Origin of the sequence: Kitasatospora sp. NPDC056273 (genome assembly GCF_042268845.1) — a bacterium.
GTDB lineage: Bacteria > Actinomycetota > Actinomycetes > Streptomycetales > Streptomycetaceae > Kitasatospora.
This window is the reverse complement of record NZ_JBHJSJ010000064.1, coordinates 28,890-48,426: the sequence shown is the minus strand read 5'-3', so window position 1 is coordinate 48,426 and position 19,537 is coordinate 28,890. Positions and strand designations below refer to the sequence as shown.

Here is a 19,537-nt window from a genome sequence, read left to right as displayed (position 1 = left end):
GCGGTCGGCTCACCCGAGCCGACCGCCGGGCGGCTCCGTTTCGGCGGCCCACCGGTGGCTCCAGGCGGTGAGCGGGCCGAGGGCGGTGACGAGGTCGGCGCCGAGCGGCGTGAGCCGGTAGGCGTCGTCGTGCGGGGCGAGCAGCCCGGCCTCGGTCAGCTCGGCGATGCGGGTGCTGAGCACGCTCGAACAGCTACGGGCGACCGCCGCCGATCCCGGGCCGGGCCCTTGCCGCCATAGAGGAAGCAGTCGTACCACTTCACCTACGACGAGATCACTCTCAGCGGGACGGCTCACGCCACCAAGCTCTGCGCGCAGAGGTTGCGCGCGGTGCCCCACCCGTACGTGGGGCACCGCGCCTCGTGGGATTCCAGGAAGTCGAACCACACGACCTTGCCCACCCCTTCCACCGGATGCCAGCCCCACGCATGAGCCAGCGCCTCGACGAGGATCAGCCCACGTCCGCTGGTCGCTTCCGGGTCCGCTCCACCGCGTTCGAACACCGGGTTGGAATCCGCGACCTCAACACGCAGCCGCTCGCCCGCGCGGCGAACGGTCACCGTGCAGCGTGCCTTCGAGTGCTCCATCGCATTCGCGATCACCTCGCTCGCACAGAGCTCCAGCTCTTGCAGTGCTTCCCCGGAGAGCGGCACATCCCAGAAGCGGACGATGTCCATCACCAGCCTCCGCGCTGGCGGCACGGCCGCGCTGTCCGGCGGGACATCCCACCCCAGGGGCACCGGAAACCGAGCGGTCTTGAGCGGGCTGACGATCATCTTCCACCCCATTGCTCCTCCATCACCCGTTCGACGGCAACGCGCAGTGAGTCACCAGGTGCGCCCGGTTGCTTCCGACATCAACTCAACGCCGACTCGACGCCGATGGCGAGTGAAAAACCTGGCTGCCAAGGGCGCCCTCAGAAGGAAAAACTGACCTTCCCTTTACACATGGACATGCGCCCTGAGTGACCATCGGGATACGCTGGGCACATGGTGGGCAACGCCGAACTGCGCGCCGTCATGGCGGATCTGGGGCTCACACGGGCCGACCTCGCGCACCTGGTCAACCAGGAACTCGTCGCCCTCGGGTGCCCTGGGACCCTCACCGTGAGGACAGTGGGCACTTGGCTCTCCGGACAGTCCCGTTGGCCTCAGGGCAGGATCCGTACCGCGCTCGAACGCGCGCTGAGGCGGACACCCGAGCAGCTCGGCTTCATCCCACACCGGACTGCCCAGCCCCAAGTGCCCTCGGAGGAACCTGTGCTCCGCCGCGACTTCCTCGCCGCTTCGGCCGCCGCCGCCCTCCCATCCATGATCGCCTCGCGCGGCCAGGCCGTCGGTCACACCGACGTCGACCGGCTCAAGGAGAGTCTCAGGACCCTCACCGCGCTCGATGACCACCGCGGAGGACACGGATCACTTGAGACAGCCGCTCTGGCCGGCTCCGATCAGGCACTCGGCAAGGTGGACAGGACGATCAGCGACAGCGTCCGGCGGCGTCTCTACAGTCTCGCCGCCGACTACACCGCCACCGCCGCGTTCTCGTGCATCGACGACCGCCGCTTGGACGACGCCGAACGGCATTTCGAGACGGCTCTGCGCCTTGCCGGCCTCGGAAACGACCACGTCACCACAATGCGGGTCTTCAACTGCCTCTCCATGGTGGGCTACCACCGCAACAAACCGGCGGTTGCCCTGTCGGCGGCCTGGGCCGCCCAGAACGCCCAGGCAGCCCGCCGCGACCCGCTCCTCGCCTCTCTCGCACACGCTCGGGCCGCCATCGCCCACTCCACCACGGGCGACCGGCAGGCCGCCCTCCGCTGCCTCGGCCACGCCCGTGATGCGCTGAGCCGCGTGGATGACCGCGAGCGCCCCACGTGGACCGACTTCTACGGCTCGGCCGAACTGTTCGCGCTGAGTGCCGTCGTCCACCAACACCTCGACAACAGCGCGGAGTCCGAGAGCGCATCACATCGTGCCCTGGCCGGGATCCCCCCGCAGTTCCGCCGCAACCGCGCCTCCGCCACCGCCCGCCTCGCACTCGCCCAGCTTGGACAGGGGGAGATCGAACAGGCCACCACCACAGCTAACAGCGTGTACACGTTGATGGGTGACGACCCGCTGCCACCGAGGCTGCTGACCCTCCTCGGCGACTTCCATCGCGGCCTGATCACCCTGGCACCGACCTCGGCGGTTACGCGAGAGTGGACCGACCGAGTCCACGCCCAGGGAGAAACCCAGTGACGATAGCCCTCCGCCGCTATGAGGCCGGCGGTCTTCCCTCCGAGCACGCGCAGTTGCTCATCGACGTCCACGCGGATGCCTACCGGGACCAGGCCGACGACCCCTTCGTCCAGCGCTTCCCGTGGTTCGCCAAGCACTGGACGTCCCGGCCCGGCTACAGCTGCGTCATGGCCTACGACGGCGACGAGCCGGTCGGCTATTCCTACGGTGCGCCGCAGGAGGACGGCCGCGAGTGGTGGCGTCAGCACATGCCGCCGCCCGCCGACGCGTCGACGTTCGCCGTCTCCGAGGTCATGGTGCGCCCCGACTGGCGGAAGCTGGGAATTGCCGAGCAGACGCACGAGGCGCTGTTGTCCGGACGGGACGAGGCGCTGGCCGTTCTCTATGTCGACGTGACCCACCCTCGTGTCCAGGCCATGTACGAGCGCTGGGCGTATGGGAAGGTCGGCGAGCACCGTCCGTTCGAGGATGCTCCGCTCTACGCCGTCATGGTCCGCGCTCTTCACTGACCGGCTGGTTCGGGCGGACCGAGGGAGCCATGCCCGCCGCACTCAGGGCGAGTGCGGCGGGCATGGTCAGGGGCGTCAGTGGCGGTGGTGGTTGTCGGGTTGGGCGGGGTCGCCTGGGTGTTCCAATCCCTCGACCAGGGTGAGGCGTTGGGCGCGTTCATGGTCGAGCCAGCGGACGAATGCTGCTCGGCGGGCGGCGGCGCGGAGGGTGGGGGTGGGGTCGTCGCCTTCCGGGGTGGTGTGGGTGGCGAGGAGGGCTGCCGTCCAGGGGCCGGCGGTGACCCACGCGCCGGGTGGGGCTGTGCGGAGGGCTTCGGCGAGGGCGACGGGGAGGGTGGTGGGGTCGGCCTCCAACTCTCCATCGGGGAGGGCCAGGTGCCAACTCTCGGCCGCCGGGCGGGCGGTCAGGGTGCGGTAGTGGGCGATGTCCTCGGGTGAGGGGTCGATGTCGGCCGTCACGGCATCGTAGACGGCGCGGACGGCGGCGCTGCCCTCGTAGGCGGCCGCTGTGATGGAGCCGAGTTCGACGGCGGCCTGCTGGTCGAGGCGGGCGGGGCCGTCAGGAGCCACGGGCAGGTCGCGTTCGGCGGCGACCGTCTCGCAGAGGGCTTCGGTCAACAAGACCTGCGCGACCCAGCGGGTCAGCTGGCGGTCCTCCGAACTGCCCGGTTGTGGCAGGGCGGTGGCGCGCGGGCCGTTCCGGAGGGCGGCGAGGCGGTGGTCGAGGGCCGCACGTGGGAGGGGGCGACCGTCGAGGAGGCCGAGGGTCATGCTTCCACCACCAGGGCGACGGTCGGGGCGTACTGGCAGCGGCCGAACCACATGACCTTCGCCAGGGCCCAGTACGAGCCCGGGTCGGTGGATTCGGCGACGGAGATGGCGAATTCGACCACCGACGAGCTGCCGGCCGGGACGGTGAAGCCGCGGACGGGGTCGGCGATGACGTCCCAGGTGCCCCAGGGGGAGACCAGTTGCAGCTCGCCCCGGATCTCGCCGCGGGTGCGGTTGGTGAGGGTGAGGGAGAGGGCGGTACGGCTGCCGGGGACGACGTGCAGGGTCTCGGTGGAGACCTCGACGTCCAGGCCGGTGTCGCGGCCGCTGGTGGCCTTGGTGCCCTGGGCGATCGTCCAGTCCTCGGGGGTGTCGCCGGGGACGGGCAGCAGGTCGGGCAGGTCGCCGACGGCAATGGTCACCACGTCCTCGATCTGCTGGCCGTCGTGCTCGATCCGGACGGCGGCGAAGTGCAGCCCGGGCTCGGCGTCGGCCGGCGGGGTGAGGGTCACCGGGAAGCGCAGGTGGCCGTCGGGTGCGAGCCGGTACGGGCGGCTGCCGAGGCTCGTGGTCCAGCCCTCGGGCGGGAGTACGACGGCTGTGCCCTCGACGGCCGCGTCCCGCAGCTGGGAGGAGAGGGCGACCGAGAGCGTCACCGGCTCCCCCGCCGTCCGCAGCAGTCCGGGCGAGGCGCCGACGGACACCGGGAGGTAGCCGAGGGGTGCCGGGCCCCGGTTGTGGAGCCAGTAGCGGGCGTGGACGGGCTGGGCCGTCTCCGCCACCGGGCCGAGGTCCGTCTCACCCGCCGGGGCGGTGACGGCCGGGGAGGCGAGCAGGGTGGCGATCTGCGAGCCGGCGAGGTCGAGGGCGGGGCCGTCGGCGGGGCGCGGGCGTTCCAGCAGGTCCGCGGCGCGCACCTCGTCCAGGCCGAGTGCGCCGCTGAGCTTCGCCGTCCGGCCGAGGCCGGTCGACTCGACCAGCCGGACGGTGAGTTCGCTGCCGAGCGGCGCGGCGGAGCCGTGCGCGATCGGGTTGCCGGTCGGCTTGAGGGTGCCGAGCAGCACCTCGCGCTGGGGTTCGACCCGCAGCCAGGAGAGGGTGGCCGGCAGCGGGCCTTCCTGGGCGGGGGCGATCCGGGCGTACAGCGGGTGGTTGAACTCCTGGCCCTGGGCGGGCAGTGTCTGGTCCCGCCAGTCGCCGTCGCCTCCGACCAGTGCGTAGCTGAACTCATGCGTCCAGTGCTGGAGTTGGAAGGAGGCGCCGTCGGGCAGGGTGCGCCGGGGCGGGTCGATCCAGACGCCGGACGGCCAGCCGGTGCAGGAGCGCATCAGCGACAGGTGCAGCGCGCCGGTGGTGTCGACGGCGAAGCCGGGCAGGCCGAAGCTCAGCAAGGCCACGGTGTGGTCGGCGAGTTGGTCCTGGACGGCGGACGGGCAGACGGCGGTGATCCGGGCGTCGGCCAGGTCGTCGACCAGGGCGGAGGGGTCGGAGACGATCAGTGCCGGCAGTGCGCGCAGGTCGCGCAGGTCGGCATCCGGGTGCCAGACCTCGGTGAGCGGGGTCGCCGCCGGTGCCCAGACCGCGCCGTGCGTCTTCAGGGCGGCCGCGTACTCCTCGCCCGCCAGGTCGATCAACTCCCGTGCCACCGGGTTGAGGTCCGGCGAGCCGACCACGATGCGGAAGTCCGGCAGGTTGGAGTCCACGTCCAGCCAGCCGTACCGCGCCCAGTCGGCACCCGAGGTGGTGGCGGTGACCCCGACCCGCGCCAGTGCGACCACCAGGGGGCGGGCGTCGGCGGCGTCGTCCAGGGTGGGGACGACGACCTCGGCCACGCCGAGGGCGCGCGAACCGGTCACCGTCCCCGCGCTGTCGGTCAGTTCGACCCGCGCGGTGGCGCCGAGGCCGAACCAGGTGTTGGCCGGGTTGTCCAGGGTCCACGGCGCCTCCGCCGAGTCCACGTCCGGCATCGCGAAGCCGCGCCCGACGACCGCTCCGGCGACCTCGCTGACCGGCAGGCCGCCGGGGACGTCCACCGGGAAGCGCAGCCGCAGCAGCCGGTCGGCGCCGGAGTAGTCCACCACCCGGGTGCGGCAGTCCACCCGGTCGAGGCCGCGCCACAGGGTGACGGTCTGCTCGTACCGGACGCCGTCGACCGTGCCGTCGATCAGCAGGCGCTCGCCGAGCGGCCCGGTCTCCCGGCGGACGGCGGCGTCGGCTCCCCCGGAGCCGGTCACCGGTCCGCTGGGCACCAGGTGCCAGGGGCCCTCGCCGAAGTCGGGGTGCTGCGGGTACTCCTCGTACACGCGCAGCTCGTTGCCGATCCGGCCGTCCTGGATCAACTCCCGGTCGTACAGGAGGTCCTGAACCGAGCAGAGGCCGCCGCCGCGAGCCGGGTCGGCGGTCACCCGGTACCGGCCGTTGCCGATCGTCAGGCCCGGGGCCACCGTCCACGGCTGCTCCGCCTCCCCCTCCACCAGTCGCCAGGTGCGCCAGCCGAGCGCGGGCACATCGGCGGCGAGGAAGCGCAGGGTGCCCCGGTCGACGGCGCTGGGCACGGGCGATCCGGTGTCGTCCAGCACCCTCACCGAGGTTGCGTCGGAGGGTAGTTCGACGGTGACGAGGTCGGTCCGGTCGAAGGAGAGCGTGTTGGCGACCACGACGGCCTGCCCCGCGCCCGCCGTGGAGATCCGCGCGGTCAACGCGTCCAGCGCCGCGTCCCGGACGCCGGAGGCCAGGTCGTACGCCTCCCGCCAGCCGCCGAGCAGGTCCAGGTACACCTGGTCGGACTCGGAGCCGGTGATCGCGTCGTGGTGGGCGCCGTAGGCGAGTTGGCGCCAGACCTTGTCGAGCGCCGCGGCCGGGTAGCGGCCGAGGCCGTGCACGGAGGCGAGCGTGGCGAGCTTCTCGGCGTCCACGGCCGCGACCTCGCCGGCCCGTTGGGCCTGCTTGGTGTCGATGTACGAGACGTCCTTGCCGGTGTACACCGGGTTCATGTCGCGGGTCTGCGGGCTGGGCCGCCGGCCGGTGGCCGCCAGCTCGGCGCGGACGGCGTCGAGGAAGTCGCGGGGGGTGGCGCAGACGAACCGGGGCCAGAGGTACCTGGCGGCCCAGGAGCGGTGGATCTCGGTGACCCACTTGTTCGGCGGAGTGTAGTCCGTGCCCACCGGCAGCAGCAGGTTCTTCGTCGCGCCCACGGGCTTGAGCTTGCGGTACAGCTCGTAGACGGCCTGTTCGGCGGTGGCGAGGTCCGGGGAGGAGTCCATCCACCAGCCGGCCGAGTAGTGGTGCGGCATGTAGTGGGTGAGCACGCCGTCCCCGCCGGGGGCGATCCACTCGAACTCGCTCGGGAACTGCATCACCCGGGCGTCGTCCTTGGCCTCGCGGAAGTTCTTCTGGATCGGGCCCCACTGGTGGAAGGGGCCGCGCGCCCAGGCGCTGCCGGTGAGGCCGGCCGCGGCGAGGTGGCCGGGGAACTGCGGGTCGTGCCCGAACACGTCGAGCTGCCAGGCGGTTCGGGGGTCGCCGCCGAGGATGTCGCGCTGGTAGCCGATGCCGTAGACGATGTTGCGGATGGTGGTCTCGGCGCCGGTGAGGTTGGTGTTCGGCTCGTTGTAGGTGCCGCCGACGAGTTCGACCTGGCCGCGTTCCAGCAGCTGCCGCAGGGTCTCGCGGCGCTCCGGGTGCTGGTCGAAGTACGGCTTCAGGTAGTCGACTTCGGCGAGCACGAACTTGTAGACCGGGTCCCGCAGGGCGAGGTCCAGGTGCGCGTCGACGAGGGCGAAGCCGTTGCGCTCCCACAGCGGCCGGGTGGTGGCGTCGGCGGAGAGCAGTTCCCACGGGGAGGTGTAGGCGGCCTGGGTGTTCCACCAGACCGGGTCGTAGTGGAAGTGCGAGACCAGGAACATCGTCCAGCCGGGCTCGGCGACCTCGACCACGGATTCGGCGGTGGCGTCGGAGGCCCGGACGGTGACCGGGAGTCGGTCGCCGGTCGAGGCCCCGCTGATCTCCAGCGGGACCTCGACCAGGCCCGTGCCGGTCGCCTCGCCGCGGACGCCCGGGCCGCTGACGGCGATCCGGGCGGCCGGGCCCTCCAGCGTGACCCGCAGCACTTGGCGCGGGGCGTCCTCGGGGCCGACGAACAGATCGGTGCTCTCGACGGCGGTGATGGTGACCGGCACGGGGGTGCTTCCTTTCCTCGAACAGGGCGGCACAGGACAGCGCGGGACAGCGCGGGACAGCGCGGGACAGCGCGGGACAGCGCGGGACAGCGCGGGCTACGCGCCCCAGGCCTCGAACTCGTAGACGCGGGCGGCCGGATCGCCGTTCTGGGTCGGCGTGTTCACGACCAGCCGGACGTAGCGGGCGGCGGTGTCCACCGGGTGGGTGGTGGTGCCGGCCGTGTTGCCGGTGACGTCGGCGACGGTCGTCCAGGGGTCGTTGCCTCCCGAGCGGACCTGGATGGCGAAGTCGCGGGTGTTGAACGAGGCGCTCTCACCGCCCGCCGCCGCGTGCTTGACCACGAACTTCGACAGCTGCTTCGCCGAACCGAGGTCCACCTCCAGCCACTTGGCGGAGGTCAGTGCGCACCACTTGTCGCCGGTCCCGCCACTGACGCTGCCGTTGACGGCCTTGGCCGGGCCCTCGTTGGCGTTGCACTGGCCGGAGGCGGTGGCCGGGCGGTTGAGCGCCAGGTTGGTGGAGGTCGGCGGGGTGCCGTTCCAACCGACGGTCGTGGACGCGGCGGTGGAGCGCCCGTAGGTGGTGGACACCGCCTCGACGTCCAGCGTGGTGGCGTTCTCGCCGCCCGCCCGGTCGAGCCGCCCGACGAAGTACGCGTCGTTGGGCGTGGCGCCGAGGAAGCTGCGGCTGCCGTCCGCGTTGCGGCGGTACACCTCGTAGTGGTGCACGTTGCCGCCGGGCGCCGCCGTCCAGGACAGCCGCAGCGACTGGCTGGAGCCGGCGGTCACGTCGCTCGCGCCGAGCACGGTGAGTCCGGCCGGTGCCGCCGGGGTCTCCACCGAGCCGTCGTAGACCGCGAGTTGGCCGACCCGGAGGTCGTACGAGGGGTCGGACCCCTCGACCCGCAGGGCGATCTGGGCGATGGTGCGGCCCGCGTACGGGGAGAGGTCGAGGGTGTGCCGCTCCCAGCCGGTGCCGGTGTTGGCGCCGACGTCGACCGTGCTGAAGCTGCTCGGGGAGTCCGTGAACGACACCGCGGCCTTGAGCTTCGTGGGCCCGGCGGCCGGGGCCTTGACCACCAGGTCCAGCCTGGTGTTCGCGGCGACGGGCAGCTTGGTCTGGTACAGCCGTACGGTGTTGGCGGCGTCGAGCTTTCCGCTCAACCGCAGGGAGGAACCGCCCTGGTAGGCGTCGCCGAAGTCGACGGACGGGGTGAGCCTGCTGCCGGTCGACTCCACCATCCAGCGGTAGGTGGGCGGGACGTCCTGGAGCGAGAGGTTGTTCCAGCCGCCGGTGGCGACCCGGGTGCCGGCCGCGTTGTAGAAGTCGCCCTGCCCGGTGTCGAAGGTGGTGACGAACGGCTTGGCGGTGATCGGCGAGGATTCGGCGACGTAGCCGGCCAGGCCGGGCCAGCTCGCCGAGAGGTCGGTCCGGGACGGGTCGTTGTTGGCGCCGACCCAGTAGCGGGCGTCCTTGGCGTAGAAGTCGGCGCGGTCGGTGGCGGACTTCCAGGTCCACTCGGGGCGGTAGAGGCCGAGCGAGGTGGTGTGCGGCTGCCCGGACGGGAAGAGGGCGGACCAGTTCACGCCGGTGTTGTAGCCGTTGGCCTCGGTGTCGATACCGGAGTAGAGGTCGTACTCGCTGCGGCCGAGCTGCCGGGCCAGCGCCCGGGAGGAGTTGAGGCCGCTCGCCGACCAGTCGAAGTTCAGGAACATCGAGTCCGAGGTGCGCTTCGAACCATCTTGCAGGAAGGGCGAGTTGGCGGAGGTGAGGGCGTTCTGCCAGTTCACCCCGCCGGAGGTGGTCATCGCGTCGTACCACATGAACTCGGTGCCGCTCTGCGCCTTGGTGTACTGCATCAGGTTGCGCAGCTCGCCCGCCAGGGCCGAATCACCGCCGCCGGTCTCCTGGTTGATGAACCAGCCGTCGAAGCCGTAGTACTGCGCGGCCTGGACGAGCTTGTCGGCGACGGGGTAGCGGCTGCCGGACTTCTGGACGAAGTCGCGCACCCACTGGAGCTGTCCGCCGTACGCGCCGGGCGGGAAGAAGACCGTGCCGTACACCTTGACGCCGTTGCGGTGAGCGGCGTCGATCACGGTCGGGTTGGGGGCGAGGATCAGGCCCTCGCCGGCCGAGCCGCCCCAGAACACCAGCTTGTCGACGTACTGCCAGTAGCCGAAGGCGTAGTAGTTGGGGTCGGCGGAGCCCTGCGAGGGGTTGTTGGAGGTGGGGCCGAAGGAGACCAGCGAGGCGATCTTCCCTTCGCCGGTCCGGGCGTTGGGGTTGGCCCGCAGCGCCGGGTCGCTGGTGCGCGGCTGGAGCGGGACGCGGGAGCGGTTGAAGCGGGCGTCCGGGTCGGTGGCCGGGTCCCAGTTCAGGATGCTGTTGGGGTACCAGTACGAGGCGAAGGGCTGGCTGCCCTGGCCGGCGGTGGCGGCGGGTGCCGCGGCCGGCCCGGCGCCCGGCAGCGCGGCCGGTACCGGGTCGGCCCAGGCGGCGGGGGTGGCGGTCAGGGCGGCCGTCGCGAGGACGGCGCTGAGCAGCAGGGGGAGGCGTCGTGACATGCGGTGGCTCCGATCGAGCGGAGGAGGGTGGGGGCGGGCCCGCCGTCGCGGACGGGGGCCCGGCTGCATGCGGGCGTGCCGGTGCTGGAGCGTGTGGTGCCGGTGGTGGATCGGGTGGGGGTCGCGCCGCCGCCGGGCCCCGGGCGCACCGGAGCGGCGGCGCGGGGAGCGGGACGGTCGGCGGGACGGGCAGCGGGGGCCGGACGGGGTGCGGCGGAGCGGACCGAGCGGCTGCCGCTCGGCGCTGCGAGGCTAAACCGGTTCAGAACCGCTGTCAACGATGCGCGCGACAACCACTCCGGAGGGGGAAGTCCCGGGCGCGCCGGGCGGCGAGGTGGACTCCCGGACGGTCAGCCGCGGCGTGGGCATCTGGAGGTCCCGCCCCGCACCGGCCCCCTCCAGCGCTTCCAGCAGGCTGCGCGCGACCTGCTCGCCGAGCGCGAAGGTGTCCCGGCTGAGCGCGGTCAGCGGCGGGTGCACGATCCGGGCGAGCACCGAGTCGTCGAAGGAGACGATGGACAGCTCGCCGGGCACCGCGACCCCCATCTCCCCGGCCACGCCGAGCCCGGCGACGGCCATCACGTCGCTGTCGTAGACGATCGCGGTGGGCCGCCCGGCCCGGGACAGCAGCGTCCGGGTGGCGGCCGCGCCCTCGGCGTCGCTGAAGTCGGTGGGCACCGACACCGCCTCCTCCAGCCCGAGCCGGCGCGAGGCGTCGCGCAGCGCGCGGATCCGCCGCTGGGTGTGCTGGAAGTGCGGCAGCCCGGCGAGGTGGGCGATCCGCCGGTGGCCGATGGCGGCCAGGTAGTCGACGATCGAGAGCATCGCCTCCCGGTCGTCGGCCCAGATCCGCAGCTGGTTGCCGCCCTTGCCGGGACCGCCCAGCACCACGGCGGGCAGCCCGAGTTCGTCCAGCACCGGCAGCCTCGGGTCCCTGACCTGGAGGTCGACCACGATGAAGCCGTCGACCCGGTGCTCGGAGGCCCAGCCCCGGTAGACCTCGATCTCGGCGGCGGTGTCCTCGACCACCATCAGGTGCAGCGCGATCGAGCTGGCCGAGAGCACCGCCTGGAGCCCGGACAGCAGTTGGCTGAAGAACGGCTCGACGCCGATGGTCCGGGCCGGCCGGGCGATCACCAGGCCGACGGCGTCGGACCTGGCTCCGCCGAGGGCCCGCGCGGCGCTGTGCGGACGCCAGTTCATCTCCTCGGCGACCCGCAGGATCCGGGCCCTGGTCGCCTCGCTGACACCCGGCCGGCCGTTGAGCGCGAAGGACACCGCGCCCTTGGAGACACCGGCCTGGCGGGCGATGTCGGCGATCGTCGGTCTGCCCACAGAACCCGACTCCTCTCTTGACATCCAAGTTTAGGCGGGAGCATAGTCCCTGGCATAGCTAGACCGGTTTAGTTAGTCAGGTTGCGGAATCCGACACAACCCCCGAGCTCGGCACGATCCCCCACCCACCCCCAGGACCGGGAGACCCTCATGCGAAGAATCTGGGCGGCACTGACCACGACCGCGCTCGCCACCGCCGCGCTCACCGGCTGCGGACTCGGCTCCGGCGACACCAAGGACAGCGACGCGGTGGCGAGTGCGGCCGCCACCGGCGAGGTCAAGGGCAAGGTCTCGATCCAGACCTGGTCGCTCAAGCCGAAGTTCACCGACTACATGCAGGGCGTGCTGGACGGCTTCAAGAAGAAGTACCCCGGCGTCGACGTCGAGTGGCTCGACCAGCCCGGTGAGGGCTACTCCGACAAGGTGCTCAGCCAGGCCGCCGCCGGCAGCCTGCCCGACGTGGTCAACCTCCCGCCGGACTTCGCCTTCCCGCTGGCGAAGAAGGACGTCCTGCTGGACATCGCCAAGGCCGACCCCAAGCTCGCCGAGGAGTACGTCCCCGGCGGCGTGGACGCCTACCGGTTCAACGGCTACCAGGGCACCTTCGGTTACCCCTGGTACCTCAACACCGATGTGAACTACTGGAGTTCCGAGCTCCTGACGAAGAACGGCCTGGACCCGCAGAAGCCCCCGGCCAGTCTGGACGAGCTGATCGCCCAGGCCCGGACGATGAAGGAGAAGTCCGGCGGCCAGACCTACCTGATGAGCCGCAAGCCGGGCATCGGGGACCTGTACAACATCGGCGTGAAGATCATGTCCGACGACGGCAAGTCCTTCACCTTCAACACCCCCGAGGCCGCCGCGCTGCTCGACAAGTACCGCGACGCCTTCAAGGAGGGCCTGATGCCGAACGGGGTGCTCACCGACACCTACGCCGGCAACTCCAAGCTCTTCAGCTCCGGCACGGTGGCCTGGACCACCGGCGGCGGCAACTACATCACCAGCCTCGCCACCGACAACCCGACCCTCGCCCCGAAGGTCGTCTCCTCCCCCGCGATGGCCACCCCGCCGCTGTACGTCCAGGGCCTGTCCATCCCGAAGAACACCAGGAACCCGGCCGCCGCGGTGGCCCTCGCCCGCTGGGTGACCAGCCCCGAGAACCAGGCCGCCTTCGCCCACCTGACCAGCGTGTTCCCGTCCACCAAGGCCTCCGCGAACGACCCGTTCTTCAGCAAGAGCGACGGCACCAACGCGGGCGACGCCAAGGTGACGGCCTTCGCCTCGCTCGCCAAGGCCAAGCTGATCCAGCCGGTCGAGGTCGACGACGCGATGGGCACCATCATCAAGCAGCAGTTCGCGCTGGCCATCAGCGGCGACACCAGCTCCAAGCAGGCGCTGGACACCGCCGTCGAGCAGTGCAACAAGCTGCTCAAGGGCTGATCCGACGCCGCCCCGGCACCAGCCCCGCGGTGCCCCACCCCGCACCGGCGAAGCACCGGCGAAGCACCGGCGAAGCACCGGCGACGTACCAGAGACGTTCCGGCGCGGCACCGGAGACGTACCGGAGGCGTACCGGCGCAGTACCGGTGAAGCGGCGGGCCTCCCCCACGCCCGCCGCTCCCCGGGAATCACCCGCACCACCCCCAGGCCCCAGGAAGGCAACGGCATGACCCACCGGCGTTGGTTCACCCCCTGGCTGCTCGCCGGGCCCGCGATAGTCTGGCTGGCCGTCTTCAACCTCTGGCCGGCCGTCAACACGGTGATCCTCTCCTTCACCAACGCCAAGCCCCTGGGCGGCGGGCAGTTCACCGGCCTGGAGAACTACGGCCGGCTGCTGGACGACGACCAGCTCGCCGACGCCCTGGTCAACAGCATCGTGTTCATGCTGGTCTGCCTGCCGCTGCTGACCGTCCTGCCGCTGCTGCTCGCCCTGCTGGTGCAGCGCAAGATCCCCGGCATCACCTTCTTCCGCACCGCCTTCTACACCCCGGTGATCGCCTCCGCCGTCGTGGTGGCGCTGATCTGGGGCTGGGTGCTGGACGAGCGGGGCCTGGCCAACGGCCTGCTGCGGCAGACCGGGTTGGCCGACTCCCCGGTCGCCTTCCTGACCGACCGCTGGCTGCTGCTGTTCAGCGCGATCGCCCTGACCGTCTGGAAGGGCCTCGGCTACTACATGGTCATCTACCTGTCCGCGCTCGCCAACGTCCCGCGCGAGCTGCACGAGGCGGCGGCTGTGGACGGCGCCGGACCGCTGCACCGGTTCTGGCACGTCACCCTGCCCGGGGTGCGCCCGACCATGATCCTGATCTCGGCGCTGATCTCGGTGAGCTCGCTGCGTGTCTTCTCCGAGCTGTACGTGCTCTCCAACGGCCTCGGCGGCCCCGGCGGCCGGGACATGTCGGTGGTGATGCTGATCCAGATGTACAGCCGCGGCTTCAACGGGCACCTGGGCTACGCCTCGGCGCTCAGCCTGCTGCTGTTCGTCGTCACCCTCGGCCCGATGCTGTTCCTGATGCGGCTGAACCGGAAGGCGGCCTGACCCCCCATGACCACCGTCCGCACGCCCCAGTCCCCCGACACCCCCGCCGAGCCCGCCAAGGCCGCCGAGGCCACCAGGCCCACCGGCCCCGCCGGGCCCGCCAGGCGCTCCCGGAGCTTCAACACCCCCTCCACCGCGCAGACCGCCGCCCGCTACCTGCTCCTGGTGCTGGTCCTGCTGCTGGTCATCGGCCCCTTCCTGTGGCAGCTGTCGACCTCCCTCAAGGGCCCCGCCGAGGACGTCTACACCCGCACCCCGAGCTTCCTGCCCGACCAGCCCACCCTGGGCAACTACGGCAAGGTCGCCGAGGTCATCCCGGTGTGGACCTACGCGCTCAACTCGGTGATCGTCGCCGTGGTCTGCATCACCGGCAACGTGGTCGGCTGCACGCTGGCCGGCTACGCGCTCGCCCGGCTGCGCTTCCGCGGCGCCAAGCTCGTCCTCGGCCTCTTCCTCGCCACCCTGATCCTGCCCGGCGAGGTCACCATCGTCTCCCAGTACGTGCTGGTGCGCGGCCTCGGCCTGGCCGACACCCTGGCCGGCGTCGCGCTGCCCGGCTCGATCGCGATGCTCAACGTGCTGCTGATGCGCACCGCCTTCGCCGCCGTCCCGGCCGAGTTGGACCAGGCCGCGCTGGTGGACGGCGCCAACGTCTGGCAGCGGCTGTGGCACATCGGCCTGCCGAACGTGCGCGGCATGCTCAGCGTGATCGTGATCTTCACCTTCATCGGCGCCTGGGACGACTTCCTGTGGCCGCTGATCGTGCTCAACGACCCGCAGAAGTACACCCTCACCGTCGGGCTCCAGTACCTCAACGGCACCTTCGCCGCCAACCCCCGGCTGATCGCGGCCGGCACCATGATCGCCTTCCTGCCGATCGTCGTGGTGTTCGGCGTCTGCCAGCGCTTCTTCTTCAAGGGCGTCGAGGAAGGAGCCGTCAAGGGATAGCCCGACCGGGGACCGCCCCCGCCGGTGACGACCCACCGTCCGTACGCCCCACACCCGTTGAGGAAGCCCTCCGATGACCCCGATGACCACCGCTCCCCGCTTCGGCGTCAACTACACGCCCAGCGCCGGCTGGTTCCACCACTGGCTCGACTTCGACCTCGACGCCGTGCGCGCCGACTTCGACTCCATCGCCGCCCTCGGCCTGGACCACGTGCGGGTCTTCCCGCTCTGGCCGGTCTTCCAGCCCAACCGCACCCTGATCCGCCCGCGCGCCGTCGAGCAGCTGACGGCCCTGGTGGACGCGGCCGGCGAGCGCGGTCTCGACGTCGCGGTGGACGGCCTGCAGGGCCACCTGTCCAGCTTCGACTTCCTCCCGTCCTGGACGCAGACCTGGCACCGCCGCAACATCTTCACCGACCCCGAGGTGCTCGACGGCCAGGCCGCCTACCTGCGCACCCTCGCCGACGCGCTGAGCGAGCGGCCCAACTTCCTCGGAATGACGCTCGGCAACGAGATCAACCAGTTCTCCGGCGCCCCGCACCCCGACCCGGACCGGGCCACCCCCGCCGAGGCGGAGGCCTGGCTGCGCCGGATGCTCGACGCCTGCGAGCAGGGCGCCCCCGGCCGGCTGCACCTGCACGCCTCGTACGACGCGGCCTGGTACCTGGACGAGCACCCGTTCACGCCCTGGCACTCGGCCCGGATCGGCGCCGCGACCGCCGTGCACTCCTGGGTGTTCAACGGCACCGCCCAACGCTACGGCGCCCACTCCACCGCCACCGCGCAGCACGCCGCCTACCTGGTCGAGCTGTCCAAGGCCTGGGCGGACGACCCGGCCCGCCCGGTCTGGCTGCAGGAGGTCGGCGCGCCCGCCCCGCACATCACCCCGCAGGACGCGGCGCGCTTCACCGGCGCCACCGTGGAGGCCGTGCTGGACTGCCCGGACCTGTGGGGCGTGACCTGGTGGTGCTCGCACGACGTGGACCGCTCGCTCGCCGACTTCCCCGAACTGGAGTACAGCCTCGGCCTGTTGACCACCGACCGGACGGTCAAGCCGGCCGGCGCCCGGCTCGCCGAGGCCGCCGCCGAGGCCCGCCGCTCCTGGCAGCCGCCGAAGCCGCGCAGCACCGCCGTGGTGGTCGCCACCGGCGACGAGGCCCTCTCGCCCCGGCGCTCGGTCTGCGGCCCCGGCGGCCCGGTGTACGAGGCGTTCATGCGCCTCGCCGAGGAGGGCGCCCGCCCGACCACGGTGCTCGCCGAGCGCGCCGAGGACCGCGAGCACCTCGCCGCGCGCGGCATCACCGAGGTGGTCCACCCCTCCGACGTACCGTCCCTCTAGCCAGTCCGTTTCCCCTCAGCCACGCAACGGAGCCCGCTGACATGCACGATGACCGCACCCTGGTCGAGTCCCGCCTCAAGCGCGTCCTGGACGAGCGCATCCGCCCGGCCGTCTACCCCGAGTCCGTCCCGCTGGAGGTCGGCATCTGGACGGCTCCCGGCGAGCCCGTCCCGGTCGCCGAGGGCCTGGCCGCCCCGCGCACCCCGATCGCGGTCGGCGACGCCTGGGGAGCGCCCTGGGGCACCAGCTGGATCACCGTGACCGGCACCGTCCCGCAGGAGTGGGCCGGGCGCACCGTCGAGGCGCTGATCGACCTCGGCTTCGACGCCAACATGCCCGGCTTCCAGTGCGAGGGCCTGGTCTACCGCCCGGACGGCTCCCCGGTGAAGGGCCTCAACCCGCAGAACCAGTGGGTGCGGATCGCCGCCCCGGCGGCCGGCGGCGAGCAGGTGCTGCTGCACGTCGAGGCCGCCTCCAACCCGGTCATCCTGGACTACCACCCCTTCCTGCCCACCGAGTTGGGCGACAAGGAGACGGCCGGCGACCAGCCGCAGTACAAGCTGACCCGGATGGACCTGGCGGTCTTCGACGAGACGGTCTGGCAGCTGGTGCTGGACCTGGAGGTGCTCGGCGAGCTGATGGCCGAGCTGCCGGTGGAGGGCGCCCGCCGCTGGGACATCCTGCGCGCGGTCGAGCGGGCGCTCGACGCCGTCGACCTCCAGGACGTCAACGGCACGGCGGCGGCGGCCCGTTCGGAGCTGGCCGGTGTGCTGGCCGCGCCCGCCGTGCCGTCCGCGCACCGGATCAGCGCGATCGGCCACGCGCACATCGACTCGGCCTGGCTGTGGCCGCTGCGCGAGACCGTCCGCAAGGTGGCCCGCACCACCGCCAACATGACGGCGCTGCTGGAGGACGAGCCGGACTTCCTCTACACCATGTCCCAGGCCCAGCAGTTCGCCTGGATCAAGGAGCACCGCCCCGAGGTGTACGCCAGGGTCCGCAAGGCCGTCGCCGAGGGCCGGTTCGTCCCGGCCGGCGGCATGTGGGTGGAGTCCGACACCAACATGCCGAGCTCGGAGGCGATGGCCCGGCAGTTCGTGCACGGCAAGCGGTTCTTCCTGGACGAGTTCGGGGTGGAGAACCACGAGGCCTGGCTGCCGGACACCTTCGGCTTCACCGGCGGCCTGCCCCAGATCATCCGCAACGCCGGTTCCAAGTGGCTGCTGACGCAGAAGATCTCGTGGAGCCAGATCAACAAGTTCCCGCACCACACCTTCCTCTGGGAGGGCATCGACGGGACCAGGATCTTCACCCACTTCCCGCCCGTGGACACCTACAACTGCTCGATGAAGGGCAGCGAGATCGCCCACGCGGCGAAGAACTTCAAGGACAAGGGCGTCGCCCGGCACTCGCTCGCCCCGACCGGCTGGGGCGACGGCGGCGGCGGCACCACCCGCGAGATGGTCGCCAAGGCGGCCCGGATGAAGGACCTGGAGGGCTCGGCCACCGTCCACTGGGAGAAGCCCGCCGAGTTCTTCGCCAAGGCCGAGGCCGAGTACCCGAACCCGCCAGTCTGGGTCGGCGAGCTCTACCTGGAGCTGCACCGCGCCACCCTGACCAGCCAGGCGAAGACCAAGCAGGGCAACCGGCGCAGCGAGAACCTGCTGCGCGAGGCCGAACTCTGGTGCGCCACCGCCGCGTTGCGCACCGGCGCGGAGTACCCGTACGAGCAGTTGGACCGGATCTGGAAGACGGTGCTGCTGCACCAGTTCCACGACATCCTGCCCGGCTCGTCCATCGCCTGGGTGCACCGCGAGGCCGAGGCGACGTACGCGGCGCTGGCCGGGGAGCTGGAGGCGCTGATCGGCGCGGCCCAGCAGGCGCTGGCCGGGACGGCCGCCGGCGGGCGGGAGCTGGTGTTCAACTCGGCGCCGCACGGCCGCTCGACGGTGCCGGCCGGCGGGGCCGCCGCGGTCGGCCTGCCGGACGGCACCTGCGAGGCGGTCGAGCACCCCGGGGGCGGCGTCACGCTGCGCAACGGCCTGCTGGAGGTCGTCGTGGACGCGGACGGCCTGATCGCCTCGGTGGTCGAGACCGCGACCGGCCGGGAGACCGTCGCCCCCGGCAGCCGGGCCAACCTGCTCCAACTGCACCCCGACTTCCCCAACATGTGGGACGCCTGGGACGTCGACCAGTTCTACCGCAACACCGTCACCGACCTGACCGGCGTGGACTCGCTCACCGCCGCGTCCTCCCCCGCCGGGGCCTCGGTGCGGATCGCCCGCTCCTTCGGCTCCTCCACCGTCGTCCAGACCCTCACCCTGCCGGCCGGCGAGCAGCGGGTGGACATCGACACCGAGGTCGACTGGCACGAGACCGAGAAGTTCCTCAAGGCCGCGTTCCCGCTGGACGTCCACACCGAGCGCTACGCCGCCGAGACCCAGTTCGGCCACCTCTACCGGCCCACCCACACCAACACCAGCTGGGACGCGGCCAAGTTCGAGGCCTGCAACCACCGCTTCGTCCACCTCGACGAGCCCGGCTGGGGCGTCGCCCTGGTCACCGCCTCCACCTACGGCCACGACGTCACCCGCACCGTGCGCCCCGACGACGGCGGGACGACCACCACGGTCCGCTTCTCGCTGCTGCGCGCCCCGCGCTTCCCCGACCCGGAGACCGACCAGGGCCTGCACCGCTTCCGGCACGCCCTGGTGCCGGGCGCGGCGATCGGCGACGCGGTCCGCGAGGGCTACCGGATCGGCCTGCCCGAGCGGACGGTCACCGGCAGCGCCGAGCGGGTCGCCCCGCTGGTGGAGCTGGACAACGACGCCCTGGTGGTGAGCGCCGTCAAGCTCGCCGACGACCGCAGCGGGGACCTGATCGTCCGGGTCTACGAGGCCGGCGGCGGCCGCGCCCGGGGCCGGCTGACCACCTCCTACCCGCTGGCCGGCGCCGTCCCCTGCGACCTGCTGGAGCGGCCCTGGGACGGCACCCGCGGCGAGGTGGCGGTCGAGGACGGCGCGGTGCGCCTCGCGCTGCGCCCGTTCGAGCTGGTCACCCTGCGGCTCAGCGCCGCCCGCCGGGGCTGATCTACGCTGTTCGGCGCCCCG

Annotated in this window: 13 protein-coding genes; 7 read left to right on the top strand and 6 right to left on the bottom strand. The window is 72.0% G+C overall.

What is annotated here, in order from left to right:
* Window positions 1-9 precede the first annotated feature (9 nt).
* Both ACFCY1_RS35810 and ACFCY1_RS35805 read right to left on the bottom strand, forming a co-directional pair.
* Entirely contained in the window at window positions 10-183 is a 174-nt protein-coding gene (locus ACFCY1_RS35810; RefSeq protein WP_375877262.1) for a winged helix-turn-helix transcriptional regulator, read from the bottom strand.
* Window positions 184-293: 110 nt separating this feature from the next.
* Window positions 294-788, bottom strand: a complete 495-nt coding sequence (locus ACFCY1_RS35805; protein ID WP_375877261.1) for an ATP-binding protein — start codon at window positions 786-788, stop codon at window positions 294-296.
* Window positions 789-989: 201 nt separating this feature from the next.
* On the opposite strand from ACFCY1_RS35805, the gene ACFCY1_RS35800 reads away from it, so the two are divergent.
* Window positions 990-2,243 (top strand): XRE family transcriptional regulator, encoded by a 1,254-nt coding sequence (locus ACFCY1_RS35800; protein ID WP_375877260.1) that lies wholly within the window; start codon window positions 990-992, stop codon window positions 2,241-2,243.
* On the top strand, window positions 2,240-2,752 hold the full coding sequence (locus ACFCY1_RS35795) for a GNAT family N-acetyltransferase (RefSeq protein ID WP_375877259.1): 513 nt from the start codon (window positions 2,240-2,242) through the stop codon (window positions 2,750-2,752). Before ACFCY1_RS35800 ends, ACFCY1_RS35795 begins: the two co-directional genes overlap by 4 nt.
* 75 nt (window positions 2,753-2,827) lie before the next feature.
* Here ACFCY1_RS35795 and ACFCY1_RS35790 read toward each other — a convergent pair whose 3' ends face one another.
* The 4 genes from ACFCY1_RS35790 to ACFCY1_RS35775 all read right to left on the bottom strand — a co-directional run bounded on the left by ACFCY1_RS35790 (window position 2,828) and on the right by ACFCY1_RS35775 (window position 11,601).
* Window positions 2,828-3,523, bottom strand: coding sequence for a hypothetical protein (locus ACFCY1_RS35790; protein WP_375877258.1), 696 nt, complete (start codon window positions 3,521-3,523; stop codon window positions 2,828-2,830).
* Complete coding sequence (locus tag ACFCY1_RS35785) at window positions 3,520-7,701, bottom strand: NEW3 domain-containing protein (protein ID WP_375877257.1); 4,182 nt, start codon at window positions 7,699-7,701, stop codon at window positions 3,520-3,522. Before ACFCY1_RS35785 ends, ACFCY1_RS35790 begins: the two co-directional genes overlap by 4 nt.
* A gap of 96 nt (window positions 7,702-7,797) precedes the next feature.
* Window positions 7,798-10,266 (bottom strand): discoidin domain-containing protein, encoded by a 2,469-nt coding sequence (locus tag ACFCY1_RS35780; protein ID WP_375877256.1) that lies wholly within the window; start codon window positions 10,264-10,266, stop codon window positions 7,798-7,800.
* 252 nt (window positions 10,267-10,518) lie between these two features.
* Window positions 10,519-11,601 (bottom strand): LacI family DNA-binding transcriptional regulator, encoded by a 1,083-nt coding sequence (locus ACFCY1_RS35775; RefSeq protein ID WP_079272693.1) that lies wholly within the window; start codon window positions 11,599-11,601, stop codon window positions 10,519-10,521.
* A gap of 150 nt (window positions 11,602-11,751) precedes the next feature.
* On the opposite strand from ACFCY1_RS35775, the gene ACFCY1_RS35770 reads away from it, so the two are divergent.
* From ACFCY1_RS35770 to ACFCY1_RS35750, 5 genes are all read left to right on the top strand, one after another.
* Complete coding sequence (locus tag ACFCY1_RS35770; protein WP_375877255.1) at window positions 11,752-13,041, top strand: ABC transporter substrate-binding protein; 1,290 nt, start codon at window positions 11,752-11,754, stop codon at window positions 13,039-13,041.
* A 226-nt stretch (window positions 13,042-13,267) separates the two neighbouring features.
* On the top strand, window positions 13,268-14,140 hold the full coding sequence (locus tag ACFCY1_RS35765) for a carbohydrate ABC transporter permease (protein WP_375877254.1): 873 nt from the start codon (window positions 13,268-13,270) through the stop codon (window positions 14,138-14,140).
* Between the two features lie 6 nt (window positions 14,141-14,146).
* Window positions 14,147-15,088, top strand: a complete 942-nt coding sequence (locus ACFCY1_RS35760; protein ID WP_375877253.1) for a carbohydrate ABC transporter permease — start codon at window positions 14,147-14,149, stop codon at window positions 15,086-15,088.
* 82 nt (window positions 15,089-15,170) lie between these two features.
* Window positions 15,171-16,427 carry a glycosyl hydrolase gene (locus ACFCY1_RS35755; protein ID WP_117491474.1) on the top strand — a complete coding sequence of 419 codons (1,257 nt, stop codon included), beginning with the start codon at window positions 15,171-15,173 and terminating at the stop codon, window positions 16,425-16,427.
* A 41-nt stretch (window positions 16,428-16,468) separates the two neighbouring features.
* Entirely contained in the window at window positions 16,469-19,516 is a 3,048-nt protein-coding gene (locus ACFCY1_RS35750) for an alpha-mannosidase (protein ID WP_375877252.1), read from the top strand.
* The last annotated feature ends 21 nt before the right edge of the window (window positions 19,517-19,537 follow it).